The sequence below is a fragment of the Nitrospirota bacterium genome, from assembly GCA_030684575.1.
In the GTDB taxonomy this organism is placed as follows: Bacteria; Nitrospirota; Nitrospiria; order Nitrospirales; family Nitrospiraceae; genus Palsa-1315.
The window spans coordinates 22,381-47,749 of record JAUXVD010000012.1; the positions used below are offsets into that span (position 1 = coordinate 22,381).

General features: G+C 57.2%; 30 protein-coding genes and 1 tRNA gene. 14 read left to right on the plus strand and 17 right to left on the minus strand.

Going from position 1 to position 25,369, the window contains the following annotated elements; genetic code table 11:
• Positions 1–69 precede the first annotated feature (69 nt).
• Positions 70–2,319, minus strand: a complete 2,250-nt coding sequence (gene malQ, locus Q8N00_09360; protein MDP2382998.1) for a 4-alpha-glucanotransferase — start codon at positions 2,317–2,319, stop codon at positions 70–72.
• A 231-nt stretch (positions 2,320–2,550) separates the two neighbouring features.
• Here malQ and Q8N00_09365 point away from each other — a divergent pair, with 231 nt between their 5' ends.
• Both Q8N00_09365 and Q8N00_09370 read left to right on the plus strand, forming a co-directional pair.
• Positions 2,551–2,763, plus strand: coding sequence for a hypothetical protein (locus Q8N00_09365; protein MDP2382999.1), 213 nt, complete (start codon positions 2,551–2,553; stop codon positions 2,761–2,763).
• Positions 2,764–2,890: 127 nt separating this feature from the next.
• The gene (locus tag Q8N00_09370; protein ID MDP2383000.1) at positions 2,891–3,748 is read left to right on the plus strand and encodes an HDOD domain-containing protein; all 858 of its coding nucleotides are present in this window, start codon (positions 2,891–2,893) and stop codon (positions 3,746–3,748) included.
• A gap of 728 nt (positions 3,749–4,476) precedes the next feature.
• On the opposite strand, the gene Q8N00_09375 is transcribed toward Q8N00_09370, so the two are convergent.
• The 9 genes from Q8N00_09375 to ald form a co-directional block, all read right to left on the minus strand.
• The gene (locus Q8N00_09375) at positions 4,477–4,863 is read right to left on the minus strand and encodes a cytochrome c (GenBank protein MDP2383001.1); all 387 of its coding nucleotides are present in this window, start codon (positions 4,861–4,863) and stop codon (positions 4,477–4,479) included.
• Positions 4,864–4,867: 4 nt separating this feature from the next.
• Positions 4,868–5,002: a hypothetical protein gene (locus Q8N00_09380; protein MDP2383002.1), complete on the minus strand. Its 135-nt coding sequence runs from the start codon at positions 5,000–5,002 to the stop codon at positions 4,868–4,870.
• Between the two features lie 34 nt (positions 5,003–5,036).
• Positions 5,037–5,732 (minus strand): 7-cyano-7-deazaguanine synthase QueC, encoded by a 696-nt coding sequence (queC, locus tag Q8N00_09385; protein ID MDP2383003.1) that lies wholly within the window; start codon positions 5,730–5,732, stop codon positions 5,037–5,039.
• Positions 5,733–6,048: 316 nt separating this feature from the next.
• Entirely contained in the window at positions 6,049–6,627 is a 579-nt protein-coding gene (locus Q8N00_09390) for a TraR/DksA family transcriptional regulator (GenBank protein ID MDP2383004.1), read from the minus strand.
• Positions 6,628–6,736: 109 nt separating this feature from the next.
• On the minus strand, positions 6,737–7,261 hold the full coding sequence (locus Q8N00_09395; protein MDP2383005.1) for an adenine phosphoribosyltransferase: 525 nt from the start codon (positions 7,259–7,261) through the stop codon (positions 6,737–6,739).
• A 3-nt stretch (positions 7,262–7,264) separates the two neighbouring features.
• On the minus strand, positions 7,265–8,236 hold the full coding sequence (locus Q8N00_09400; protein MDP2383006.1) for a sigma-70 family RNA polymerase sigma factor: 972 nt from the start codon (positions 8,234–8,236) through the stop codon (positions 7,265–7,267).
• 27 nt (positions 8,237–8,263) lie between these two features.
• Positions 8,264–8,560 carry an acylphosphatase gene (locus Q8N00_09405; protein ID MDP2383007.1) on the minus strand — a complete coding sequence of 99 codons (297 nt, stop codon included), beginning with the start codon at positions 8,558–8,560 and terminating at the stop codon, positions 8,264–8,266.
• Positions 8,561–8,848: 288 nt separating this feature from the next.
• Positions 8,849–8,925 (minus strand) — tRNA-Pro (locus Q8N00_09410).
• Positions 8,926–8,963: 38 nt separating this feature from the next.
• Complete coding sequence (gene ald, locus Q8N00_09415; protein MDP2383008.1) at positions 8,964–10,067, minus strand: alanine dehydrogenase; 1,104 nt, start codon at positions 10,065–10,067, stop codon at positions 8,964–8,966.
• 172 nt (positions 10,068–10,239) lie between these two features.
• On the opposite strand from ald, the gene Q8N00_09420 reads away from it, so the two are divergent.
• The 4 genes from Q8N00_09420 to Q8N00_09435 all read left to right on the plus strand — a co-directional run bounded on the left by Q8N00_09420 (position 10,240) and on the right by Q8N00_09435 (position 11,722).
• A complete protein-coding gene (locus Q8N00_09420; protein ID MDP2383009.1) occupies positions 10,240–10,626 on the plus strand; it encodes a hypothetical protein in 387 nt (128 codons plus the stop codon).
• 14 nt (positions 10,627–10,640) lie between these two features.
• Complete coding sequence (locus tag Q8N00_09425) at positions 10,641–10,991, plus strand: (2Fe-2S) ferredoxin domain-containing protein (GenBank protein MDP2383010.1); 351 nt, start codon at positions 10,641–10,643, stop codon at positions 10,989–10,991.
• A gap of 21 nt (positions 10,992–11,012) precedes the next feature.
• Positions 11,013–11,426: a hypothetical protein gene (locus Q8N00_09430; protein ID MDP2383011.1), complete on the plus strand. Its 414-nt coding sequence runs from the start codon at positions 11,013–11,015 to the stop codon at positions 11,424–11,426.
• Positions 11,427–11,494: 68 nt separating this feature from the next.
• On the plus strand, positions 11,495–11,722 hold the full coding sequence (locus tag Q8N00_09435; protein ID MDP2383012.1) for a hypothetical protein: 228 nt from the start codon (positions 11,495–11,497) through the stop codon (positions 11,720–11,722).
• A gap of 468 nt (positions 11,723–12,190) precedes the next feature.
• Here Q8N00_09435 and Q8N00_09440 read toward each other — a convergent pair whose 3' ends face one another.
• From Q8N00_09440 to Q8N00_09455, 4 genes are all read right to left on the minus strand, one after another.
• The gene (locus Q8N00_09440; GenBank protein MDP2383013.1) at positions 12,191–13,315 is read right to left on the minus strand and encodes a hypothetical protein; all 1,125 of its coding nucleotides are present in this window, start codon (positions 13,313–13,315) and stop codon (positions 12,191–12,193) included.
• 493 nt (positions 13,316–13,808) lie between these two features.
• Positions 13,809–14,678 carry a DUF6159 family protein gene (locus Q8N00_09445; protein ID MDP2383014.1) on the minus strand — a complete coding sequence of 290 codons (870 nt, stop codon included), beginning with the start codon at positions 14,676–14,678 and terminating at the stop codon, positions 13,809–13,811.
• 21 nt (positions 14,679–14,699) lie between these two features.
• A complete protein-coding gene (locus tag Q8N00_09450; protein ID MDP2383015.1) occupies positions 14,700–15,746 on the minus strand; it encodes a phytoene/squalene synthase family protein in 1,047 nt (348 codons plus the stop codon).
• A 2-nt stretch (positions 15,747–15,748) separates the two neighbouring features.
• Entirely contained in the window at positions 15,749–16,189 is a 441-nt protein-coding gene (locus tag Q8N00_09455; protein ID MDP2383016.1) for a cupredoxin domain-containing protein, read from the minus strand.
• Positions 16,190–16,409: 220 nt separating this feature from the next.
• On the opposite strand from Q8N00_09455, the gene htpX reads away from it, so the two are divergent.
• Together htpX and Q8N00_09465 are read left to right on the plus strand one after the other, a co-directional pair.
• On the plus strand, positions 16,410–17,297 hold the full coding sequence (gene htpX, locus Q8N00_09460) for a protease HtpX (protein ID MDP2383017.1): 888 nt from the start codon (positions 16,410–16,412) through the stop codon (positions 17,295–17,297).
• Between the two features lie 13 nt (positions 17,298–17,310).
• Positions 17,311–17,931, plus strand: coding sequence for a glutathione peroxidase (locus Q8N00_09465; protein ID MDP2383018.1), 621 nt, complete (start codon positions 17,311–17,313; stop codon positions 17,929–17,931).
• Positions 17,932–17,935: 4 nt separating this feature from the next.
• Here the strand turns inward: Q8N00_09465 and Q8N00_09470 are convergent, their stop codons facing one another.
• Both Q8N00_09470 and Q8N00_09475 read right to left on the minus strand, forming a co-directional pair.
• Positions 17,936–18,220 carry a hypothetical protein gene (locus tag Q8N00_09470; protein MDP2383019.1) on the minus strand — a complete coding sequence of 95 codons (285 nt, stop codon included), beginning with the start codon at positions 18,218–18,220 and terminating at the stop codon, positions 17,936–17,938.
• A gap of 183 nt (positions 18,221–18,403) precedes the next feature.
• Complete coding sequence (locus Q8N00_09475) at positions 18,404–19,042, minus strand: hypothetical protein (protein ID MDP2383020.1); 639 nt, start codon at positions 19,040–19,042, stop codon at positions 18,404–18,406.
• Between the two features lie 154 nt (positions 19,043–19,196).
• On the opposite strand from Q8N00_09475, the gene Q8N00_09480 reads away from it, so the two are divergent.
• Entirely contained in the window at positions 19,197–20,600 is a 1,404-nt protein-coding gene (locus Q8N00_09480) for an MFS transporter (protein MDP2383021.1), read from the plus strand.
• Between the two features lie 13 nt (positions 20,601–20,613).
• Here the strand turns inward: Q8N00_09480 and Q8N00_09485 are convergent, their stop codons facing one another.
• Positions 20,614–20,835 (minus strand): hypothetical protein, encoded by a 222-nt coding sequence (locus Q8N00_09485; protein MDP2383022.1) that lies wholly within the window; start codon positions 20,833–20,835, stop codon positions 20,614–20,616.
• 179 nt (positions 20,836–21,014) lie between these two features.
• Here Q8N00_09485 and Q8N00_09490 point away from each other — a divergent pair, with 179 nt between their 5' ends.
• The 5 genes from Q8N00_09490 (at position 21,015) to Q8N00_09510 (ending at position 25,364) form a co-directional block, all read left to right on the plus strand.
• On the plus strand, positions 21,015–21,461 hold the full coding sequence (locus tag Q8N00_09490; GenBank protein MDP2383023.1) for a GatB/YqeY domain-containing protein: 447 nt from the start codon (positions 21,015–21,017) through the stop codon (positions 21,459–21,461).
• A 71-nt stretch (positions 21,462–21,532) separates the two neighbouring features.
• Positions 21,533–22,171: a response regulator gene (locus Q8N00_09495; protein ID MDP2383024.1), complete on the plus strand. Its 639-nt coding sequence runs from the start codon at positions 21,533–21,535 to the stop codon at positions 22,169–22,171.
• 50 nt (positions 22,172–22,221) lie between these two features.
• A complete protein-coding gene (locus Q8N00_09500; protein ID MDP2383025.1) occupies positions 22,222–23,226 on the plus strand; it encodes a diguanylate cyclase in 1,005 nt (334 codons plus the stop codon).
• A 60-nt stretch (positions 23,227–23,286) separates the two neighbouring features.
• Entirely contained in the window at positions 23,287–25,038 is a 1,752-nt protein-coding gene (locus tag Q8N00_09505) for a response regulator (GenBank protein ID MDP2383026.1), read from the plus strand.
• On the plus strand, positions 25,035–25,364 hold the full coding sequence (locus Q8N00_09510; protein MDP2383027.1) for an Hpt domain-containing protein: 330 nt from the start codon (positions 25,035–25,037) through the stop codon (positions 25,362–25,364). The genes Q8N00_09505 and Q8N00_09510 overlap by 4 nt, the downstream gene beginning before the upstream one ends.
• The last annotated feature ends 5 nt before the right edge of the window (positions 25,365–25,369 follow it).

A 25,369-nucleotide genomic window follows, 5' to 3' on the forward strand; every position in this document is an offset into this window, starting at 1 on the left:
GGTACGTTGAGGATTTCGATGAGTCGAGAACGAAGCTGGCGGCCTGTTTCAGCATCCGGCCTAAAGGTCTTACCCTAGCGGGCGCACCGAACGCAACACAGCTCCGAGCTCTCGCATCCGTTCATCCTCCAGGATTTTCTCCACTGGAACCGCATACTTGCGGGTCCAGTTCGGATGACTGTCTACCGTCCCGGGAAGATTCGTTTGCGAAAGCTCACCCAAGCCATCTTCGAGATTTGCCAACACGAGCCAGGAGGGCGTGCGAGCCAGATAGAGATGAATCGCCCGGCAGAGCTCGTTCGTCATGGCAGGCACGGTCGCCAGATCCTCGGTCACGCCATTCGGCAGAAGGCCCTCCCGCTTGAGAGCACTGAGAATCCCCCCTTTGTCGCGCAGCCGTTCCTCCCAAGCCCGCTGGCGCGCCGCGTCATCGGGGAACGCGCCCAATCCTGCCCGGACTTGGAGATCCTCCCCGGACCAAAACCCTGTGAGTGTCGGCAAGTCGTGCGTCGTGGCGACCGCCAATGATTGTGCAGGATAATCGCCCGGCGACTTCCATCCACCGTCCCCACCGCGCTCGAAGTAGAACACGCGATACGAGAGCACTCTCGCCTTGCCCAAATGCTCTCTCACCCAATCGGGGACTGTACCCAGGTCTTCCCCGATCACCAAGGTCTTCGATCGCACGCTCTCCAATGCCACAATCGCCAACAAATCTTCAAAGGGATACTGCACATAGGTCCCCTCGGATGCAGGCCTGCCTCGTGGGATCCAGAACAGACGGCAGAACGCCATCACATGGTCCAAGCGAATGGCTCCGCCCGAACGAAAATTATGCCGTAACAGCTGAATCATCATCTCATAGCCGCTGGCACGGAGTGCGTGAGGGTTGATCGGGGGCAAGCCCCAATTCTGCCCCTCTGGAGCAAAGGCATCGGGCGGAGCGCCGCAATCGGCCCCGAACGCCAGCACCGATTGATAGACCCAGGCTTCGGCCCCATTCCGATCAGCGCCAAGCGCCAGGTCGTGATACAGCCCGATCGGCATCGCCTGCTGCTCGGCCGTCTGCCGAACCTCGTTCAGCTGTTCACTCGCGACCCACTGGATGTACTGAAAAAACCGAATGCGCTTCCGGTGCCGTTTCGCATATTCACGCACCGGCGGGCCCGGGGTGAGGAATTGTTTCGGCCACTCATGCCAGGTGGTGGACTTGGATTGAATCAGCCGGCGTTCTTCTTCTAACGTTTGGAAGGTGGCATACAATTCGAGCGGCGTGCCTTCCGCCTGGATAAATCGTTCCAAGAGCCAAGCGCGGGCCGTCTTCGGTTGAAGATTCGGTTCCTCTCCTTCATAGGCATCGTTGAGAAACTTGCGGTACGCCAAATCGAGCATCGTGCGCTTGGCCGTCGCAACCGCATCGTAGTCCACCCGCCGACTCTCACGCTGCGCCTGAAGTCTGGCTTGAAACTCGGGAGCGCGGAACTGTGCTTGCGCCTCCTCCGACCCAAAAAACTCCGGCAACCGCTCAAGATCGATATAGAGTTCGTTGAGATAGAGCCGGCTAAACGGTGCATAGGGACTGATGTGATAGGGCGTGGTATTCCGCAAGGCATGCAACGGATTCAGCCCGATGACTCCAGCCCCGAGCCCCTTCCCGGCCCACGCCACAATCCGTCCAAGGTCCGTAAAGTCCCCGCAGCCCCAATTCCGATTGGAGGATAACGAATAGAGCTGCAAGGCCAATCCCCACAACCGCTGATTCGCTTCGAGCGACGGAGGAACATAACATTGGCGAGGCGCCACGATGATACGCATCGTCCCCACAGTCCCGCCCACTAAACCTTCGGCCCGTACCGTGAGACTGTAGTACCCGAGCGAGAGCCCCTTCGGGGTCGGGATCTCAACACGCACATGCCGTCGACCATTGAGGAAACGCACCTCTACGGCAGGGAGACCAGGCCCTGCCAGCCCTTCCTGCACCACAGCGTTCGCTTCATCGCGAAGCTGCCACTCCACCGCAACCGATTGTTCTTTCCCATCTTCAAAGGCGAGACAACAGGACAGGGGAGCGCCCGGGTCATCGTCACGCAGAATCCGCACCGGATCGCAGGGCCGCTGCCACGGTGCCTCATCCCATTCTCGCAGCGCCTGTGTCAGGGATGCGGTCGAATCGACCGTCACGCCCATGGCAGTCAAAATAGCGCGCCTGGTGTCATCGGAGGTGAGGTGCCGCGTCCCTGCGATATCGTGATACTCAGCCGCGATGCCGACTCGCTCAGCGAGTCTGGCAAGAAGGGTCTGTTCGGTCTGGTCCTGCATGAGCGAGAGTCTGCGTGAAGACAATCGTCATGTCAAGCTATCCTATTGTTCTTGCAGAAGAATTACTCGAAACCCCCTTTCCAGCCCACACCTCAATCCCTCTTCGATGTAGCACCAGTTCCTTTGCCTATGGTGGGAGGATGAGTTGGTTGACCACCAGACCAATTCACACGCCATGTCCAGGCTCGTGAACAACTGAAAACAGGCCGCTTCTCACCGAGCAGCCTTCTTATGTACTCCATCCGCGTACAGTGTGGGCTGAGAGAATCGGCCGGTATCATGGTGGACTTCTACGACGGCCAGGGTCTGCTGATCCGAACCGATCGGTTTCCAGCACGACGCACCGCATCCGGCGACGATGTCCTAAGCCCCGGAACCACCGCGATCCTGAAAGTGGCCAAACCAACCGGAGCCGACACCCATCGTGTCTGGCTGGTGAAATAATGCCAGACCCCTGCTTCAATCCCACCGCAAGAACACTTTCGGCCTCACCCCTTTAGTTCGAATGAGTAACAACCGATAACGATAACCGAACGCCTCTTCGAATCAGACGCAGGGAGGATGCACGGTCATGTCGTCAGCACAAGAACTTGTTCGCTCATGTTCGAATATTTTCACCCTCCCGGAAATCTATCTTCGCGTCCGGGACGTGGTCGACGCCCCGCAGTCGACGATGGACGATTTGGCCGATGCATTGAAGATCGACCCGGCTATTTCCGCCCGGCTGCTGAGAATCGTCAATAGCCCCCTCTACGGCTTCCCCAAACAAATCGACACCGTTACACGCGCCGTCAATCTAATCGGGATGCAGGCCGTCAGTGACCTGGTAGCGGCCAGCACCATCGGGCGGACCTTTACCGGCATGACCTCCAACCTCATGGATCTGTCAGCCTATTGGCACAAGAGTGTCTTGTGCGCGCTGATGGCTGGGAAAATTGCTAAAGCCAGTGGCATCGAGGATAGTGAGCGGTTCTTTATCGCGGGGCTATTGCGCGATATCGGACACCTGGTGCTCTATCAAACCGTGCCGCAACGGGCCCAATCGGCCCTCGTGGAAGCCGGGAACCTGAGCGCACCGTTAGCGGAAGTGGAGCAAGCCAACATCGGGTGCGACTTCACCGAAGTCGGCGCGGAACTGATTCGTTTCTGGAGCATGCCGAGCCAGATCGAGCAATCGATTCGCCACCAACTGAGCCCCAACGAAGCCGGCGAATTTACGCTCCATGCATCGATCGTTCACCTAGCCGGTGCCACAGTCGATCACGCCGAATTAGTCCAGGCCAAGGCAAGCCAACCGCCCGCATTCGATGCGTTCGCCCTCGCCTGCACGCAATTCAAAGCCGACAAACACCCCGCCCTGCTCAAAGAAGCGCAAGCTCAGCTCCAGGACACCCTTGCCTGTATCTATCCGTTAGCAAAGGCGGCATAGACCTTCCTCGCTCCTCCGCATGAAAGACCTCGATACGGGCATTGCCCCGATCGATACCCCGTACAGCCCTTGCATACCCCTCAGCTCACACCCCCTGCCTCGATCGACAATTCAGAATGGCCCTCTGTTTCTTCCCAGAGATTCGTCGCCACTCAGGAGCGATGGAAGAGCCGTTTACGCAAAAGCTCTTGCATGGGCATTTCGAAATAGCGATGGCTGGCCAACGACAAAGTCAGCAGAACCACAAAGGACCCTGCCATGGCCCAACCGGAATAGCATAGAGAATGGTCGACGTTGAATCGCATGGCCAGAATCACGACAAATAGCTAACGTGGGAAATGAAGGGGATACGACGAACAGGAGATGTCCCCGAGAAACGACAGCGATGATCTAAGCCGTTGGAGCGATGTCCACAAGGCTGGTCTTAACCAGGACTGATTCCACGCCGCCGTGACTGAAGAAAATAGGCTTCTCGACCAACACCCCTTCAGTCCCTGCATCGACCGCACCTACGGCACAAACGGAGGACATCAGAAGCAAAACAGACGCCGCCGACACTCCATCCCCCCTCTCACTGAGCGCGTGATAACCGCCTCATCTGGTGCAGGCCATCACGCAATGACAGCCTCAAGAAGATGAGTTGGTGCCCACGCAGTAACCTACGCACTACCTTGCGAACCAGCTATTTGGAATGTCAAACGAATGGAAAACTGAAGAGGAGGGAGAGCCTACTGGATGCCGGCCTGGCGCTGAAGCCATCGCACATACTTCACGATCTGATCGACGTCATCAGCCGTGGCGCCCTCAATCTTCGGCATGTTGCCATATTCCCAATGGTGCGCCTTGACGCCGTTGGCGGCAGCCCGCTGAAACGCGGCATCGCCATGATGGTTCGGTTCGTAGATTTTATGCACCAACGGAGGGCCATGGTCGGTCCCCGCCGCTTGTTTCCCATGACAGGCTGCGCAGTTGGCGGTGAACTTCGCCTCACCGGCCTGGAATTCCATTGGTACAGGGGCCCCTCCAACCGCTTGCTTCGGCTGCGAGGAATCGCAGGCCACGAGGAGGCCCACGAAGAACAGCCACATTCCGATATGAGACCGTGATGTTGTCATGTCATCAAGACCGCTGGTCCGGCCCCTTCTGTTGTCCAAACTGATCGCGCAGCATCTGTTGCGTACGGTGAAGCGTCGTTCGGCGATAGATCCTGGCACCGATCGGCACAAGCACGATCAGGCCAATCGTGAGATACATGAAAAATTCTTCAGGAGACATCGTGCCACATAGCTTACGTTATCGCATATGCGATGGGGTCCACAACCCCAACCTTCGCAAACCCTTCCCGCCGGATCACACAACTATCGCATCGCCCGCAGGCCTGCGCCCCGACCGGATCGTAACAGCTATGGGTCAAGTGAAACGGCACATGCAGTTCGATGCCCAGCCGGATGATGTCTGCTTTCGTCAGCATCAGCAAGGGGGCTTTTACTTGTAACTGGCTCCCTGCCACGCCGGCTTTCGTCCCTTCCTTCACCGCCGCTTCAAATGCGCGAATGAATTCGGGCCGACAGTCCGGATAACCGGAATAGTCCAACACGTTCGCGCCAAAATAGATACTCGACGCGCCGACGACTTCCGCATGCGCGGCCGCAATCGAGAGAAAGATGAGATTCCGGCCCGGCACATAGGTGACTGGAATGCCCTGGCTGCGCTCGTGACCTGCTCGATCCTTGGGCACGGCCTCCTGGCCGGTCAGCGCCGACCCGCCAATGGCGCGCAGGTCCAGATACATCACCAGATGGTTCGCCGCGCCCAAAGCGGCGGCAACCTGCCGAGCCCGCTCCACCTCGACGGCATGGCGTTGTCCATAGTCGATCGTGAGGAAGAAGAGCTCGCCCCCCTCCTGCTTGGCGATCGCCGCGGTGACGGTGGAATCCAGCCCTCCGCTTGCCAGCACGACCGCTCGATGACTCGGTAGCTTCATTTCATCCACTCCCGCATACGACGCAGGGTACCAAGGGTGGTCATAGAACGCGAGGCTCGCCTAACGAGAGAACAACCAGCAGGCAGGGAAAGGACAATTGTGGAAGGGTGAAAATTCAATGATCCCCGCGTATGGGGCAAGGGAGAATACCGGTCAGGATGCTCAAAAAGCCCGTCCAGCAAGGCCGCAGACGAATCGAAACCAGAGGCGTACCCTCGGGGGTACGTTGAGGATTTCGATGAGTCGAGAACGAAGCTGGCGGACTTTTTCAGCATCCGGTGAGGGGAAGTACTAGACCGATCGCGTGGAGGATCGGCTAGTCGCGATCTTCTTCTCGCTCGATTTTCTCCAGCAGCTCTTCTTTCGACTGACATTCGACACAGAGCTTCGCAAAAGGCACGGCTTCCAATCGTCGTTCGCTGATCTCTACACCGCATTCGGCGCAGATGCCGTAGGTACCTTCGGTCAACCGCGTCAACGCTTCATCGATAGCCTGCCGACGGCGATTGCGCATTTCCATCAAGGAAATGCCCAGCTCACGATCGAGGTCCATGAGGGCTTGATCGCCCACGTCGCGTGCAGACTCAAGCCGCCGCTGCTTATCTTCAATGAGGGATTGCCCCAGACTCCCCTCGATCTCTTTAATGATCTCTTGGCGCTTCCGCATCAGCATCTGCTGAAGAACTTGGCGGCGGCGCTCCCGGTCTTCGCGTTCTTTGGGCGATTCTTTGGGTTTGGCAGCCAGGGGAGAGACAGCCATGCTGATGGGCTTTTCAACCACCACGACTTCAGCAGGCTTCGATTTGCTGGCAGGCTTCTCAGTCTTCGCCGCCACCTTAGCCGTCGCCTTCACTGTCGCCACCGGTTTCTTCTTGGCGGGGGTTTTTGTTGCCATGACAGATCCTACTCCTGGGGTAAACGTCGAATAGCCGAAAAAAGTTCGGCATTCATATCACGGCGCTAGGATCTTTGACAAGACCTTGTAGTGTGGGTGCTGGGAGGCCCTAGGGGTAGAGGATCGTTGAATGGATGGGGTGACCGGCCAGCTTGTCTCGGCCTTTCAGGCCCTTAAGCTCGACGAGAAAATCGAGCCCGGCAATCTCGCCGCCCAATTGTCGAATGAGAGACACCGTCGCAGCTGCCGTGCCCCCCGTGGCCAGTAAGTCATCCACAATCAAGACGCGCTCCCCCACCGCAATCGCATCGCGGTGGATGGCCAGGGAGTTCGATCCGTATTCAAGACTATATTTGACTTCAAAACAGTCAGCCGGTAATTTCCCAGGCTTCCGGACCAGCACGAACCCGGCGTTCAATCGGTCCGCCAAGATCCCACCAAAAATAAACCCACGCGATTCAATCCCGATGACTTTGGTGATTCGCTGCCCCTGATAAAAGGCGGTCAACTCATCGGCAATCGACGACAAAGCGCGAGCATCTTTGAGCAGCGTGGTGATGTCGTAGAAGAGGATCCCAGGCTTGGGAAAGTCGGGAACTTCGCGGATGAGGGCGTGATAATTGATAGCGGACATCGATCAGAGCAAATCGGATTGTGTCATGGTTCTGCGCTCAATGGTATGGCGCAAACGCGCCAAGGCGGCCATTTCAATCTGCCGGACCCGCTCACGGGTCAACCCCATCTCCCGGCCGATTTCTTCCAACGTTTTGGCCTCACTCCCATCGAGCCCGAAGCGCGACACAATAACAGTTTGCTCCTTCTCAGGCAACTCCTTTACCCACTCCATCATCTCGGCCCGGCGCATGACCCCTTCGGCCGTATCGGCAGGCGAAATACAGGACGAGTCTTCAATCACATCGCGCAAGAATGTATCCGCGCCGTCGTTGATCGGACTATCCAACGAACAGGTCGTGCGAACCACTTGCCTCAGATCCAACACCTCTTCGTCCGTCGTCTTCATCTTGGCCGCGACTTCCGATGCGGTCGGTTCTCGCCCAAGTTCCTGAACCAGCGCCTCCACTTTGCCCAGATAACGATTCAGCCGCTCGACGACATGCACCGGCAGCCGCACGAGTTTGCCCTGATTGATGATGGCGCGTTCGATGTATTGCCTGATCCACCAGGAGGCGTAGGTACTAAACCGAAACCCGCGCTTGTAGTTGAATTTCTCGACGGCCTTGATGAGCCCGAGATTGCCCTCTTCGATGACATCGGAAAAGGGGAACCCTCGATGCATATACCGTTTGCCGATGCTGATCACCAGACGGAGATTCGATTCGATCATCTCTTGGCGCGCCTGCTCGTCGCCCGCCATGACGCGCTTACCCAATTGTTGTTCTTGCTTAAACGTCAGCAAGGTCGAGTGGCGAACCTCGCGCAAGTAACACTTGAGGGTATCTAGTCCTTCGGAGCGTTGGCTTGTCCGTTCTTCTTCCACCGACGATTCATCCACTTCCGGCGACGACGCGGCGACTTCCTCGTCGTCACGATCGGCGACGTGTCGGCGCGCTTCGCCCGAACTATGTAGCTCCTCGCCTCCTCGCGCCATCTGTTCCTTCGCTCCTACGTTGTTCGCTCAGTACCACACTTGAAAATCTGAAAATCGCCCGGTCGCCGGACTCCACTCCACTTCGACCTCTGTTACTCGCGACGCCGGCGGTCCAACCTTGGCCTCTTCGATCAGCAACACAATCTGTTCTTTGGTGCCTTCAACTTCAAGCTCGACTCGGCCATCATCAAGATTCCTGACACCACCGTAGAGGCCTCGTTGCGAGGCCACCCGAAACGCAAATGCTCGATACCCGACCCCCTGCACTCGCCCCTTCACATACAACTTTGCCCGGCATGCTATCGGTTCAGTCGGTTCGGCCATACAACCAGGTAGACGCGGGGTTTCCAAATCAGTCTATCCAACGAACGGATACTCTCACACCTCTACAGAGGCGTCACGCGATTTGCGATTCGGCGCGAGTAAATTTCACATACTGGTTCACAAAATAAAAAATGGATGGGCGGCGAGACGTTCGATCTGCGTGAAACGCACAGGCAACATTCGGGGCGAGATCACTGGAGAAGGAGAACGGAAACGTTGGAGGGGGTTATTCGCCCGCATCAGGTGTGCGAACACAACCATGAGCGAACGATACAAACCGGTTCTGTTTGGTCGGGGCGAGAGGATTTGAACCTCCGACCCTTGCGTCCCGAACGCAATGCGCTACCGGGCTGCGCTACGCCCCGACAAAAAGAACAGCACCACCGAGCGAGGGGGGATTGTCTTACATCAGAGGGTCAAAACGCAAGCCATGCGCATCGGCCACTCCCCGGCAAGTAACTTTTCCGCCTGACAGGTTCACACCCTTCGCCAAACCAGCGTCTGCCCGGGTGGCTTCCGCCACGCCCAGCGAGGCCAACCGCAGCAGATACGGGAGCGTTTCGTTCGTCAAGGCGACGGTCGATGTGCGAGGAACGATCCCCGGCATGTTCGCCACGCAATAATGGAGCACCTCATCCACGACATAGACCGGGTCAGAATGGGTCGTGGGTTTCGTCGTCTCGAAGCATCCGCCTTGATCGACCGCGACATCCACCACCACAGATCCTGGTTTCATGCGCGCGACCAATGCCCGTGAGACCAGCTTGGGCGCGAGAGCTCCAGCCACGAGCACCGCCCCGATCACCAGATCGGCAACCATCACGGATTCCTCAATCGCAGCCTGGGAGGAGGCACGCGTCACAATGCGGCCCCGATACAATTCATCGAGTGCCCGCAGCCGTTCAAGGTCGAGATCGATCACGGTCACCTGAGCCCCCATCCCAACCGCAATCCGAGTCGCGGCACTCCCGACCACCCCAGCCCCCAACACTACGACCTTTCCCGGCTCCACGCCAGGCACACCGGCCAAGAGCAGCCCGCGCCCGCCTTGCGTCTTCTCCAGATAACGCGCGCCGATCTGCACCGACATGCGCCCCGCGATTTCGCTCATCGGCTTGAGCATCGGCAACGCGCCGTCTTTAGCCTCGATCGTTTCGTACGCAATCGCCGTAATCTTTGTATTCAACAGGGTCTTGGTCAGCTCTGGAAGAGAGGCCAGGTGGAGATAGGTGAATAGAACGTGGCCGGGACGAAAGAGCGCACATTCGGACAGGAGCGGCTCCTTGACCTTTACAATCAGCGTCGAGCGCTCAAACAATTGCTCTTTTGATGTGGCCAGGGTCGCGCCCGCGCTCTGATAATTGACGTCCGAGTATCCGCTGCCGACTCCAGCCGAGGGCTCAACCACAATTTCGTGGCCGGCCTGACGCAAGGCCCGCACCCCATCGGGCGTGACACTGACTCGATATTCATGATCCTTAATCTCTTTTGGCACCCCGATGACCATGGTCGTTCCCTCCTCGCAAAACTCCTTCGCCGACATCTCAGTCCATTCTGCTACAACGCTGATAAAAATGCACCGACTGTCTCTCGCGAACCGGCCCATCGGGTGGACAGTGCGCGCGGGCCTAGTGTAAGATTCGCCCCTCTTCAGCTCACGATCGACAGAGGGAGGCTCTATGGATTCCGCAGCTGGATCATCCTGCAACGCCTGCGGCGCGACCGGCACCGCACTCATGAAATTATCGCTCGGGAAGGACTTTTTTGGCCGGACCTACGACCGCCTGTCCCCCTCGACCGATCAAAGCCCGAAATGGTACTGCGAAGGCTGTTCGATGCAGAAAAATCTCCAGCGAGACTTTCGCGATATCAGTGGGGAATTCGATAAACTTTCAGCCGGGCAGGGCTCAGCCCTGTCCGACCAAGAAGAGTTTCAACGGGCCTCGCTACGGCTACGTGAAATCACCGCGATTCTCACCGGCACGTCGACGCACTCCCCATTTCTGACCTCTGCCGACGTTACCCAACTCATCGGCCGCATGCACACCGTCACGATGCCTGCCTAACTGGGAGTCAATTCATGCCCGGATTCAAGAGACATATTTTCGTCTGCACCAACCAGCGTTCACCGGACGATCCCCGTGGGAGCTGCTCCAAACTGGGGTCCGAAGCCCTCCATGCCCACTTCAAGCAAGAAGCGAAACGTCTGGACCTGAAAGACGTCGTCCGCGCCAATAAAGCGGGGTGCCTGGATCGTTGTGCAGAAGGGCCGAGCGTGGTGATCTATCCTGAAGGCGTGTGGTATCAAGTCAAGACCAATGCCGACGTGACAGAAATCATGGAGCACCACGTCGTCAAGGGCGAAGTCGTGACCCGTCTCGTCATGCCCGACCACCCAATTCCCACGATACTCCCTCCGCTCACATTGTAGCGTCGACCGAAAAGGATGCTGATGGCCGTCGAAGAAAAATGGAAAGCCAACCTGGAAAAGGTGGCCTTCATGAAGCAGTTTCCAGGATTGCTCGGGAACTGGGAAACCTTGGCGGAGAAGACCGTCAAAGCCGTCATCCCCCTCAAGGGGAAACAGGGAGCCGCGGTGCTCGTCTTCACCGACGGCACCTTTACGATCGTCCCCCCAATGGCGCCGGAGCCCTATGAGATCGGCGAGGCCCTGACGGTGGCACGGGCACTCCTCGAACCAGCGCACCAGCAGGCCTATATGGAATACGATCGGCTGGCCAAGAAAGACAAAGACGCCCTGATGTCTGCCAGAGCCGACAAGATCCTGGGAGCGATTCAGAACAATCTGGAACAGATTCCAGAACTGAAGGATCGCCTGAAGGAACTTGTGAAGGAGTGGAAGTGAGCGACAGCCTCCCCAACAGAAACATGTTCGACATCTTTTCCCAAGGTCTCTTTGAAGGAGTCAAGCCTATGATGATCATTCGCGATCACCTCGTCCGCCATCCAGACCGCTGCACGCACCAGGGTATTTGTATGCCCATCTGCCCAACCGGCGCCTGGCTCTCGACCCCTCCCTACAAGTTCGATCCTTCCCGCTGCCTGGAGAGCTGCCGCCTCTGTTTGGACGCCTGTCCCTCGCAAGCGATCTACGGGGTGTTCAAGAAGGGCGAGAAGATGTTGGAGCCGCAAAAAAAGTAGCGTCTGGCGAAAAGAGTTCGAGGCTTCCACGCCTCCGGAGCGGCTGAGGCAGCGAGGGGGAGCGGAAGCCTTCGGAATTTCCCTCGCGGACTCGGTCAGTTTCCGCTTTCCTTCTCCCTCGCCGCCTCAACTCCTTCGCTCCTTCGGCAAAATCGCCTCGAAACTCTTCTCGCCAGACATACATGGAAAACACGAACGAAACTCTTACCCCTGGTTGGACGCGCGCAGTGGGGGATCAGCCAATCCACCCCTTGAAAGAGACAAAGAGAAAAGAAAGAGCCCTGTCAGCTTCCGCCTTCCTACCCCCTAACCCAAGCTCACGATTAAGCACTTCCGGCGGGAGTCCTCGCCAGGGCCCTACCACAACCTTGTGAGAGTCCTATGGAGAAAACACAGGCAGAAATCAGAACGGCTCTGATCAGCAGGGCTGCCAGATGGGTAGCCCTGCTAGCTCACGTGAAGCTTGGGCTAAGGGATGGTCGAGTCATAGACCTGACCATCGTCGATCGCGGTTAGCCCCTTCCCCAGGCTGTGGGGAACGCCAACCCTAACCGCACCGGAGCAGGACTCTCCCTTGCCGTCTTCGGCACGGAACGAAACTTGATAGACACGGCCGTTGCCTTTCCCGGATCGCTCAGCTCGAACCGATACGGCACCGGCCTGAATCACCGCGTCGGGGCTCGTGTTGCCATCGCCCTGTCCATTGACTGGCTCATCCTGGGTCACGCTGGTGACGGTGATCGTCACCGCATCACCGTCTGGATCGGTCACGCCCATCACGACGATCGGGACAAACTGATGCTTGGGCGACCAGAGGACAGCAGGAAAAGCCTGCGCATCCCTACAAACTGGTGGAGCGGATACTGGGGCAGTATTGTAGCGGATCGTATCGATACCCACAGGAACGTCGGTAGGGATTCCTCCGATGATGACGGTCCTGATATTCGGAGCAGAATCCAAACTGCCGACTTGCAACATACTGTAACCACCAGCAGCACCGTACCGGTAATTTAAAATACGTGCAGCACCGATACAGTCTGTCCCAAAGGTATTACACGAGCCCACCAATTGGTGACTCGCATCATAGACAGAAAAAGCAAAAATTGCAGAGGGGTCTGATTGCCAAAACGTCTCAACCTCAAAGAAATTAGTCGGATTGGCAAATTGGACAATCAACGCATGAAAATCGCTATTTGAAGATCCAGAACATTGCCCCGTACTCCAGCAAGAAACTGCATAAGACGCATTGGTGTACGCACCAAAGTAATGCGTCCCTGTGGGTGGCACCAAGCCTCGGAAAGAGGTGTCAGTCACATAGACTGGCCCGTACGTCGGTGGATCAACGCTACGAAAGTTATGGTCAAATGTATTGATCGTCACCCCTTCAAATAGATTGGACAGGTTTATCCCAACCGCGTAGTTATCCGCTTCGATTTCTATGAGAACGGCCTCGGACGTGGAGCACAGGACGCTCCCGACCAATAGCACTAGTCCACCAACTACCGTGGTTGCTTGTAGTCTTGTTTTAGTTTTTCCCCATGCCCGCTCATTCTCCTTACGCCAGTTCAAGGCAATCTGGGTGATCCGCTGCATGGTGATCTCCTTGTGAAGTTTCCGAACATGGTACTGCCGGAATAAGTGAGGGCAGGGGAGTTGCTGCTTACGGACCTGGCCGCAGGTTCCTAGCTCACGGCAACGGCGAGCGTGAGGCCCCTCAAATCTATGACAGCGTACTTCCTCATTTTCATAGTACCCCTTGGTGATGGTCGGTGGTCGAGAGGCTCCCGCTCAACTCGGTCGAGTGAACCGTGATCCCCTGTCTCGGCGAAGCGCGGAAACGGACTCTCTCACGCAGGCAGACGTCTGTGAATGCAAGCAAGCCAGAAATGAGGGGTGAGTGGAGACTACTCCTTGGCTGACTCTGCATCTAAGAGTGCTCCAAGACCTGAGGACATCAGCAATTCATGTGAATCAGGTTATGACCCCTCATTCTAGTGCCGTCAAGCCCCCCTACAAACGAGGGGGATACCTAAATGAGTAATTCGTCACGCTGCGACAATCCTTGTTGTCGAGACCCTGATGACGGCTATGTCGACTTGGCGACAAAGGACGCGTCGAGCAGCTCGCGGTCGAAGCCAGGGGTGATGGTGCCTGTGCTGGCATAGAGGTAGAGGACGACGTCGAAGATGGTCGACATGGTGGAGAGGACGAGGCCTAGGAGCGGAAAATAGAGGATGGCAAGGACCATGATCGCAATGGCGAACATGGGCTGAGTCGCAATCATGCCTGCGCCGATGATGAGGGCAAAAACGCCTGGGATGGCCCAGAAGTAGTAGAGCAGCCCGAATCCGAGACCGGCCAAGAGGTCTTCGCCCCAAGTTCGCCTGAGGAGCTGTACCGACGTTTGAATGGCGTCGAGCGGGCCTTTTCGTTCCGCCACCAACACCGGCACCACGAGAAATGTGGCGACGGTCCAGACCAGACCCAGCATGCGCGCCACCAGGTTCCCGACAAAACCGGACCTTCGTTCGATCGTTTTGAGGACCACTCCAATGGTGGCAGAGACCAGGGCCCAACCGAGGATCTGGGGGAAGCAGGACAGGGCTTCGCGCAGCCCGTCCAGTATCGTCGCCTGTTTTCCTTCCAGTTTCCGCAAGACACAGATCGCGAGGGCGGCATTAAAAAAAATGGCGACGCCATAGGCCACCACATAGAATAGAAACATGCCGACGTAGGACCAGGACTCCATCTCTTGACGCCCATCAGTCATTGAGGCCCCGGTCAATGCTCCGAGGATCGCAGGCACGGCAAACGACGCCGTGAGCAACATGAGGCTGGCAGACGAAGCAATGGGCAGGAGCAACAGGGTCTTGTCTTCCCAGAGAATCTGCCAGGCAGCCGACATGATGGCCTGCGTTCGCGCGATCCTCTGAGTCCACCCAGTTTGAGTCTGCATGAAAGCCCTTCGTGCCAAGCGCTAGATGATTTGCTTCCGGAGCCGACCCCAGTAGGCCGTCCCTACATGGCCACAGGCGCCGGTAAATGTCGTGAGCGCCATGATCTGGTAGACCTTGCTTCGGGGGATTTTCACTTTGACGGCCGGGTTCAAGAGGTCAGGTGACTGCATGACCAGCTTCAGCGATTCGCCGGCGGAGAGAATCGGCCACATACAGGAGAGCCGCAGCCGCATTTCGTGGCGCGGGATCGACATGGCGTAGAGCCAGCCTTGATCGAGATGTTCCACCGCCATACGAACCAGTTTACTCAGGACTGGCTGAAAACGCGTACGGTTTCGTTGGTCCAGTAAGTCTCGTGCGGTGAGCCCAGCTTCGGCCAGCAGGGGCGCAGGCACATAGCAGCGGCCATTCTGAAGATCCTGTGCAATATCTTTCACGATGTTTGTGAGTTGGAGTCCCTTCCCAAACCGCACCCCGACCTCAGCCATGTCCCGCACCTTCCACGAAGCCAGGGCCTTCCGATGTGCGCACATCAAATCAGTCCAGAACTCGCCGACACAACCAGCCACGTAATAGGTGTAGCGATCCAGATCGTCCAGCGTCTTCAACGCTGTAAGATCTGCTGCCGATCTGCCGGGAAAGGCCATGAGATCCATCTCCATGCCTTGCGTCAGCGTGGTCATGAGCCGTTGAATGCGGTGTCTATCGTCCGGCGAAAAAGTCAGGAAGAGCCTGAAGCAATCTTCAAGCCGTTCAAGCAGGACACGCTCGGCAGAGTTCTGTTGGACTGGTCCCACGGCTCGCTGGATCTCTTGCACCTGAGTCCAGACGATCTGGTCGCTCGCGAACTGCGCTTTGAGTTGGCTAAGTAAATCCAACCGCCGCGGACGGTCGATCAAATCCGTGTCCGCAATCGTATCCGCGGCTCTGGCAAAGAGGTAGCCGAGGCTGACTTGATCGCGCACATCTGCCGGAACTACAACCAAGGTCGTATAGAAGAGACGGGAGACTTGCTTGAGGAGATCGCGGAGCAGTTCCTGCTTCGAAGCTTCTACGTTCGTCGCCACAGCTATCGCACTTCCAACTTCCCTTCCATCCCTTTGTCGCGATGGCTGGGCAATGGCCAGAGACGTTTGTCACAGTAGATGGGAAAGGTGCCAGGCTGAGTCGGCGTGAATTTAATGGTGACGGTCTTGTCGGCGCTCACATCCTGTTCGACGAATAGGCTGCCGGCCGGGTCCTTGATGATAAAATTGTGCGGGGTAATCCACGTCACGCTGGTCAGCGTCAACTCGACCGGCTTCCCGGCTTCGACAATCAAATGTTTTGGCGTATACGAGTAACTATCGAGTGTGACCGTGGCTCGCTGCACCCCATCTGCGGCCACCGGGACCACGACGGGGACCTGGGACAGAAGCGGTTCCGCTGCAGACAGGACCGTCAGGCCGACAGACGCGAGCCATCCGACCGTCACCAACAGCTGAAACAGTTGTCCTGGTGCCTTCCGCATGATCCTGTTCTAACAGGATGGGCTGGAATGGGTCAACTTTGCCTAGGAGTTTCATGGACTTCCAGCGCCTTGACCTTGGCAACTTCGGAGTTATTACACCATGACATCGTCACTGGTTGCTTTGATTGAGATGCAATTCGGGGAACCGGTTAGTATAATCACCCTCAGTGATGACTCGCCCGATGAGGGGGCGAGAACGTGGTCTTGAAGGAGGATCTCGATGAAGTGGATGAAGGGTACGTTCTTGTTGTTGGCCGCCAACATTCTGATCATGGTGACGCTGTCGCTCACCGTGCCGTTAATTATCAACATCGTCCTGCCGATGTTCGGGATCGATCTCCGGGGATCGGTCGATCTCAGCTCGCTGGTCTGGGCTCTCGTGCTCGGCTTCGGCGGCGCCTTTATTAGTTTGGCCTTCTCCAAACAAATGGCGCGGGCCATGTTGGATTGCCGCCAGATCACACAACCACGGACCCAAGCGGAGCAGGTCATTTACGGGTCAGTCCAGGAAATCGCACAGCGGCTCCAGATCACGATGCCTGAGGTCTGGGTCTACGAATCTCCCGACCCCAACGCCTTCGCAACCGGCCCCAGCAAGAACAACTCGATGGTCGCGGTCTCGACTGGCTTGTTAAGCAACTTACACGAGCAGGAAGTGCGCGCCGTCCTCGCCCACGAAATGGGACATGTCTACAACGGGGACATGTTCGCAACGACCGTGCTGGCAGGATTGATGAATACCTTCGTGTACTACATCGCCATGTGGGTGCGCCGGTTCTTTGCAGATCGCGATCAGGCGATGCTCGGATTTGGTCTGTCGATCGTGCTCCAGATCATCGTCAGCATCCTCGCCTCAGTCCTGATCAGCTGGTTTTCGCGGCAACGTGAATTTGGCGCGGATGCCTTCTCAGCCAAGGTGTACGGCAAGGACTCGATGATTTCGGCTCTGCGCGCGATCGATCGGTGGGTCAGCCGTTCGCAAGTGGAATATTCCTCGCAAGATGCGCTCGCCACCATGAAGATTTCCGGTAAAACCACAGGGTTCATGCATATTTTCGCCACCCATCCGCCGATTGAAGCGCGTATCGATGCCTTGGAGCGACTCTAACCGAGAGGTCCCGATGGAACAACTGCGTCAGAGTCTGGTGGGATTACTCATAGGAATGAGTTCGATCGTCGGCATGGGCTCAAGCGACCTGCTTGAGCCAAGCTCCGCTCAGGCGAGAGAAGAAGGGAGCATACTCATGGCAGCACAGACGCCCATGGTCTACGACTTTACGCTGAACGATATCGATGGCAAACCGGTCTCACTAAGCCAGTTCCGTGGCAAGGTGCTGTTGTTGATCAACACGGCCAGTTTCTGCGGCAATACGCCGCAATATACGGATCTGGAAAAAATGTACGAGCAGTATCGGGAGAAGGGCTTTGAGATCCTGGCGTTCCCTGCCAACAACTTCGGACAGCAGGAGCCGGGGACGAATGCTGAGATCAAAACGTTTTGCTACACTAAATACAGCTTGTCGTTTCCACTCTTTAGCAAAATCAGCGTGAAAGGCGACGACAAACATCCACTCTACCGGTACCTGACCGAACAGAGCCCGTTCCCCGGTGAAGTGGAGTGGAACTTTCAGAAGTATCTGGTCGACCGGTCAGGAAAAGTCGTTGCGCGATACCCGCACCGCACGAAGCCCTTGGCCTCCGAGATCGTCCAGGATGTCGAACGTATGCTCGCGGCCCGCTAACGCCTCACGTTTTTCGATAAAAAGAAATATTGGCTCGGTATTCCTGAATCGCGGCGGCCAGACTCTGGCTGCCGCGAGGGATATTTGCATCCAGCGCATCTTCAATCGCCTGATCGTCGATTTCCACATCATACCGGTCTTGGACGTTCGTCCTGACCGGCCCCTGCGTAATATCCCGCGGCATGAAAATCTCTTTCCACACTTCCTTCTCGACCAGGCACACGTCTCTGAATCGTTCATAGAGCAGCGCCAGCTTCTCCGCATCCGTCACTTTAATACGCTCTCCCATCCTGCTCCTTTTCTCCGTTTAATGACTATGGCCGTCGCCGCTATATTTCCCGCCGCCCGGCATCTGTGACGGGGCAGGAATGCCTGTCAGGTCCAAACCGGCCGGCGCAGGACTCGAGCCCCCCACCGCGCCGGATCGCGTCGCAAACGAGGAAAAGACGCGACGTATAACCGCTCCCCATGCTTACTGGTGCGGATTTATACCGGCAGGAGCAGCCTGCTCCACAATAACAAACCGCATGGTGCCTACTTGATTGGCCGCGTGAAACGGCTGCTGTCCGAGCGGCGTGATGAAAATCTTCGCCACATAATTTCCCACGGCCCATCTCTCGCCCGACTTCTTCAACTCAAGATAGCCGTACCGTTCATGGCCCGGCAGCTGAATGGCATCTTTCCCTACCGGCATCTCGCTCAACTGTTCCCCCGGTTGATCCAGAAACCATTGCACGCCGAACAGCGCGGGATCTTCTAACGGAGCCACCTCAAACACAATGTAGACCACTGGCGTCTCAGGCGTAAAGATCGCGCCAGGCTCAACGGGCTTCAAGCGGGGATCCTGGGTATACCAGCCTTTGCGGCCGAACGTATCCCACTCGACCTCATATCCTCTGGCCATCTTGATCCAGGTAAACAGGGATTGCGGGATGCCCTTCTTTTGTACGTCGAATGACGGGCTCTGCGTGGGATCAGCCTCGGTGCTGGCCTGCTCTTTCGAGACGAATGAATCCCGCGCTTCGACTCCGTCCCAGGCACAGAGTCCAAATCCCACAGCGGCCAATATGCTCAGCAGAACCTGCGTACTACTGTTGCTTCGCGTACACATGGAAGCCACCTTTAACGGCTGTTTGCTCATGTAGTTATGGTATCGGGAGCGCCGCTATGGGTCAATGGTCGACTGACGGCGTGGCTCATCTTTATACGCTCAGACCCAGCGTCTATGCTACGCTTAATCAGATATCCCTCTCGAAAAGGACCCAGTGCCGCTGACGTCGACCACCACCCTTCACGAAACTACGCCAACCACTCCCCGATCTCCGAGTGCAGGCGAACAGGGCCTTCGATATGGCCTTCGGGATGGAGCCTGCCAGGCCATCACGCAAGGCAGCGGAGAGCAATACCTCTCTGCCTTTGCGCTGCTCCTGCATGCCAGCCCATTCCAGTTGAGTGCATTGTCGGCGCTACCCCAACTCATCGGAACGGGGGCTCAACTTGCCTCCGTCAAACTCTTGCAATGGTTCCCCAATCGCAAAGTGCTCATCTCTGTCGGCACCGTAGGGCAAGCCCTCGCGTGGATCCCCATCCTGCTCCTGCCGCTGCTGCTTCCGCAGTGGGGGCCATGGCTCATCGTGGGCGGTGCCGCCGCCTATTTCGCATGCGCCCACTTCACGACACCGGCTTGGAACAGCTTGATTGCCGACTGGATCGATCAGCATGAACGGGGTGCCTACTTCGCGCGCAGAGCTCAAATCATCGCCATCCTCAGCTTCTTCGCACTCTGCGGAGCCGGATGGGTCCTCAGCCTCTGGCAGGATTCCACTGCGGCCTGGTGGGGGTTCGTCGTCATCTTCTCCATTGCGGGAGCCGCTCGCCTGCTCTCGGTCCTGGCCCTGTCGCCTATTCAGGATATACATCCGACCGCCCATCGCGAGGCACAACAAGGATTTCGCGTTTTTTTCCGTCAGCGGCTCACGAAAGACTTTCGCCGTTTCCTGCTCTTCGCAGGACTCATGCATGCCGCCGTGTTAGTAGCCGGCCCATTTTTCGTCCTGTACATGCTGCAAGAAATCCATCTGTCCTATTTCGGGTACGGAGGATGGCTGGCGGCAGGACTTCTCGGTCAGCTCATGACCCTACAGGCTTGGGGCCAATTCGGAGACCGCTTCGGCAACAAGGCATTGATGTCCATCACCGGATTCACTGTGCCGTTTCTTCCCATGCTCTACCTCGTGAGCACGAACTTCGGCTTTCTGATGGCAGTCAATTTCTTGGGCGGTGTGATCTGGGCAGGCCTGGCCTTGAGTCTGCAGAATTATGTATTCGATTCGGTCGGTCCTGAGGACCGCGCGAAAGCCATTGCCTTGTACAGCACGGTCAATGCCGTAGGATGGTCGGTGGGAGCCTTGCTCGGCAGTCGGTTGGTCGAAGGCCTGCCCTCGCACGTCGAATGGGCCGGTGTCACACTCACCTATGCATCAAACTTGCCCTTCGTCTTCTTTCTCTCAGGCCTCCTGCGGCTGCTGGTTTCGGCCTGCCTTCTTGGCACCTTCCATGAAGCACGGCAAGTGGAGGCGCTGCCGCGGCAACAACTCTTCTGGGAGTTGCCGCTGGTGAAACCCCTTGCTCAATTTGCGACCTGGACGCGCCCCAAAACAACTCGCTAGAACGTCGGTCCCGCTACCGTGGAACCGGTGGCTGGGCAGCTCGCTCTTGCTCCTCATGTTTGAGTTTCTCGAACGTCCGATCGGCATGACCACGAACTTGATCCGCAGTCGGCTGTGGCGTGGGTTTGGGTTGGTCACCGGCGCAGGCCCCAACGACCGAGCAGAGAACGAAGCCCATCAAGCCCGCACCCGCCACTCGCTGCCATTGCTTCACGCTTGTACGATCGATCACCATATCGTTCCTCCCGCATTGAGACCCATGACTTCAACGGCATATTTGCTTACTTTACGCCCCTCACAGTCGGAACACTACCTCCCCCCTGGCCTCCGCGCTCGCCCTAGATGCGTCCGCATTGACTGGGTCAGACCGACAGGGTATTGTGCCCGACATACCACCTGAACCCCCGAGGATCCATGTCGCTACACGACCGCCTGACAGAAGATCTCAAGCTCGCCATGAAGGCCCGCGACCAACTGCGCATGGACGTCATTCGCATGGTCAAAGCCGCCGTCATGAACAAGGAGCTTGAGCTCAAAAAGGACCTCGACGATGCGGAAATGAGCCGCGTCATGACGACCATGATCAAGCAACGTCGTGAATCCGTCGAGCAATTCGAAAAGGGTAACCGCGTCGAGCTCGCGGCTAAAGAGCGACAAGAAATCACCATCCTCGAATCCTATCTCCCGCAAGCCATTTCGCCTGAACAACTTGCCACCATCGTCGACACCGCCATTCAACAAACCGGCGCGCACTCGCTCAAAGAAATGGGAGCGGTGATGAAAGCGGTAATGGTCCTAGTGGCCGGTCAAACGGTGGACGGCAAACAGATCAGCGAACTCGTGCGCGCCAAGCTCCAGTAGCCCGACCGGCACCTGCTATACTCGAAGGTAATTGCTCACACATTCCGTGTAAGCGCCTGACAGGACACAGCATGGGTATTCTTATCGTCGACGATTCCCCGGACCAGCAAGTACTCCTCCGAGCCATCCTCGGAAAAGCCGGCCATACGGATCTCCAGAGTGCCGACTCAGCACAGGCGGCGTTTCTCCTGCTCAACATGGAGGGCCAGGGACCGCCACCCCAGATCGACTTGGTCCTGATGGACGTCATGATGCCCGAACTGGACGGAGTCGAAGCCTGCCGTCAGATCAAAAAGCGACCGCATCTTCGTGACATTCCTATTATCATGGTCACGGCCAAGAGCGACCTTTCCAATCTCCAAGAAGCCTTTGCGGCCGGAGCCGTCGATTTCATCACCAAACCCGTAACGAGCGTAGAACTCCTCGCCCGTGCCGCCTCCGCGCTGGCGCTGAAGAAGGAAATGGACTGCCGTAAAGCGCGGGAAGAAGAGCTCCGTCGAAGCAATGATGCGCTACAGAAGGCGATGGGGGAGGTGAAAGTCCTCAGAGGACTTATCCCCATCTGCGCTTCCTGCAAAAAAATCCGGAATGACGGTGGATTCTGGCAACAATTGGAAGAATATATCGGTGAACATTCCGAGGCTGAATTCAGCCACGGCATCTGCCAGCCCTGCGTCAAAAAGCTTTATCCTGGAGTTTATCAGGAGTAGTTGCTACGCTTTCTCAGGCTCACCACTTGTATTCACGGGACACCGCACGCATGGCAATTTTAATCGTTGATGATTCGGCGGACGACCGACTCCTGCTTCAATCGATTCTCTCAGCAGCCGGCTACGACCATATCCTGGTCGCCGATTCTGCCGCCTCCGCATTCAGTCTGCTCGGGCTCGATGACGGGAAACACAGCGCCTCGCGAGTCGACCTGATCCTCATGGACATCATCATGCCTGAGATGAACGGCATCGAAGCCTGCCGCCAAATCAAAGCGGTCGAGCGATTCCGTGACACCCCCATTATGATGGTCACCGTCAAAACCGATCCTGTCGATCTCCAGCTCGCCTTTGCCGCAGGCGCACTCGACTATATCGGGAAACCCATCAACAAGATTGAACTGCTGACGCGCGTCCGATCTGTCCTACGGCTGGTTCACGAAATCGATCGCCGGCAGGCGCGCGAGCAGGAGCTCCTTGAGGTCATGCGCCAACTCCAGGAAGCGAACCAGATGCTCCTACGCCTCTCCTGCCTCGACGGCCTCACCGGCATTACCAATCGCCGGCAATTCGACGACTTCCTGGATCAGGAATGGCGCCGGGCCGTTCGCGAATCGACGCCGCTCTCCCTGATCATGCTCGACATCGATCGCTTCAAATCCTATAACGATGCCCATGGCCATACGTCGGGCGACGAATGCCTTCGGCAAGTGGCGGCTGCGATCTCGGGAGCCGTCAATAGACCGGGAGACCTGGTCGCTCGATACGGCGGCGACGAATTCGTAGTCGTCCTCCCCGGCACCCGCACGGACGGAGCGGCCCAAGTGGCGGAGACACTGCGCCAGCGTATTCAAGCCCTCGGGGTGACACATTCTGACGGCAAATTCATCACGATCAGCGTCGGCTTTGCCAGCATCATCCCAAGCCGAACCGCCTCCCCCACCGATTTAATCAAAGCCGCGGACCAAGCGCTGTATCAAGCGAAACAAGAAGGCCGCAATCGAGCCAAGCAGGCCGGTATGCTCACGCTCGTCCCGCATTCCCACGAGGATTGACCATCACGAGGATCCAGACCCACACGTAGCAATAGCCTTGATCGTGATAGCCTGCTGACCATGCCCCGAACCACGACCAAGTCCACACTCGCCCCCACCGCGAAAACGCCTAAACCAAAAACGTCCTTGGCACGGGTCCAAGCCTCTCTCAACCGGGAGCGGGCGGCCCGAAAGCGTGAAACCCTCAAACGGCACGAGGCCGAACAGGCCCTTGTCCTTGCAACAGAAGCGGCGGAAGTCGCCAGCCACGCCAAGAACGAGTTCCTCGCCAGCGTGAGTCATGAGATCCGGACACCGATGAACGCGATTATCGGTATGGCCGATTTGTTATGGGAAACAGACCTCACCCCCGATCAGCGGAAGTATTTGCGAATTTTCCGCCGAGCCGGCGGCAACCTCCTAAATCTAATCAACGACATTCTCGATCTCTCGAAAGTCGAAGTCGGCCGTCTAGAATTGGAATTGATCGACTTCGATTTGAGTGATTTGATTGAAAAGGCCATCGAAATACTTGCCATGCGGGCCAATGAAAAAGGCCTCGAACTGGCCTGTCATCTGTCGCCTACCGTTCCCTGCGCCTTGATCGGAGACCCCCACCGGCTCCACCAGATACTCCTCAACCTCATCGGCAACGCGATCAAATTCACCGACAGCGGGTCTATCACCATGCGGGTCCTACAAGACCCTGATTCCCCCATGCCTGGAGCGATTCGTTTCTCTGTCAGCGATACCGGCATTGGCATTCCCTCCGACAAACTCGATGGCATTTTTGAGAGCTTCACCCAAGGCCATGCCTCCATGACGCGTAAGTATGGAGGCACCGGGTTAGGCCTCACCATTTCGAAGCAGTTAGCTGAACTCATGAACGGACGCATCTGGGTCGACAGTACCCTTGGGCAGGGCAGCACGTTCCATTGCTCTGTGCAGTTAGCGGTGCAATCCAGTCCTCTGCCCACACAGGAGGAGGTTCTCGTCAATCTTCAGGGGATCAGAACCCTTGTGGTGGATGACCATGCCACCAACCGCCTGATCCTTCGCGAAATCCTGGCTGCCTTGGGAGCAGAGGTGACAGATGTTGCGTCTGGCCGCGACGCTATCGCTGAATGGCAGCGCGTCTCTACGTCGGCACGCCCCTACCAGCTCTTGCTTCTCGACTGTCGCATGCCGGAGATGGACGGATTCCAGGTCGCTGAAACCATCCGGCAGGCCAGCCCTTCACGTGACCTGACGATTGTCATGCTGGCCTCTCACCATTGGGCCGACGACATTGCCCGCACCTATGACATGGGACTCGGCGGCTATTTGATCAAACCCATTAGAAAATCGGATCTGCTGCAGACCGTCAGCATCGCCCTCGACCGTGCTGCGGGTATCCCACATACCACTGGTTCAGCACCCCCGACCTCCTCACCTTCGGTCGAAATCAGAGGGCTTCGTATCTTATTGGCCGAAGATTCCCCTGACAATCAAGTACTCGTCCGCTCCTATTTGAAGCAGACGCCCTATCGCCTCGACATCGCGGATCACGGAGCCATCGCGTTTGATCTATTCAAAAATGGCCATTACGATCTGATCCTCATGGACATACAGATGCCGGTCATGGACGGCTATGACGCCACCAAGGCCATCAGGGCCTGGGAGCGGGAGCATGATCTCCCTCCGACACAGATCATTGCCTTAACCGCACTAGCTCTGAAAGAAGACGGGATCAAGATTCTCGACGCCGGCTGTAATGCCCACATGACCAAACCCATCAAGAAGCACACGCTCCTAGAAGTGCTCCAGGCTTGTAAAGGACGCTGCACCTCATGACAAGGGGACAGAACGAACGCGCAGAGGGACCCATTACCGTGCAGATCGACGAGGGACTCAAAGAGATTGTGCCAGGCTTTCTAGCAAATCGTCGACGTGACGTGCAGACCCTCGAACGTGCGTTGAAAGAGAATGACCTGCCCGCGATTCATCTGATCGGTCATCGCCTGAAGGGGGATGGAGGAGGATACGGGTTCGACGCCATCAGTGTCATCGGAGGCATCCTGGAGCAAGCGGCAGCACGAGAAGACCGTGATGTAATCCAACGACAGATCGCCGAACTTGTCGACTACCTCGCCCGCGTGACAGTGGTGTATCGGACGTAAGAGGA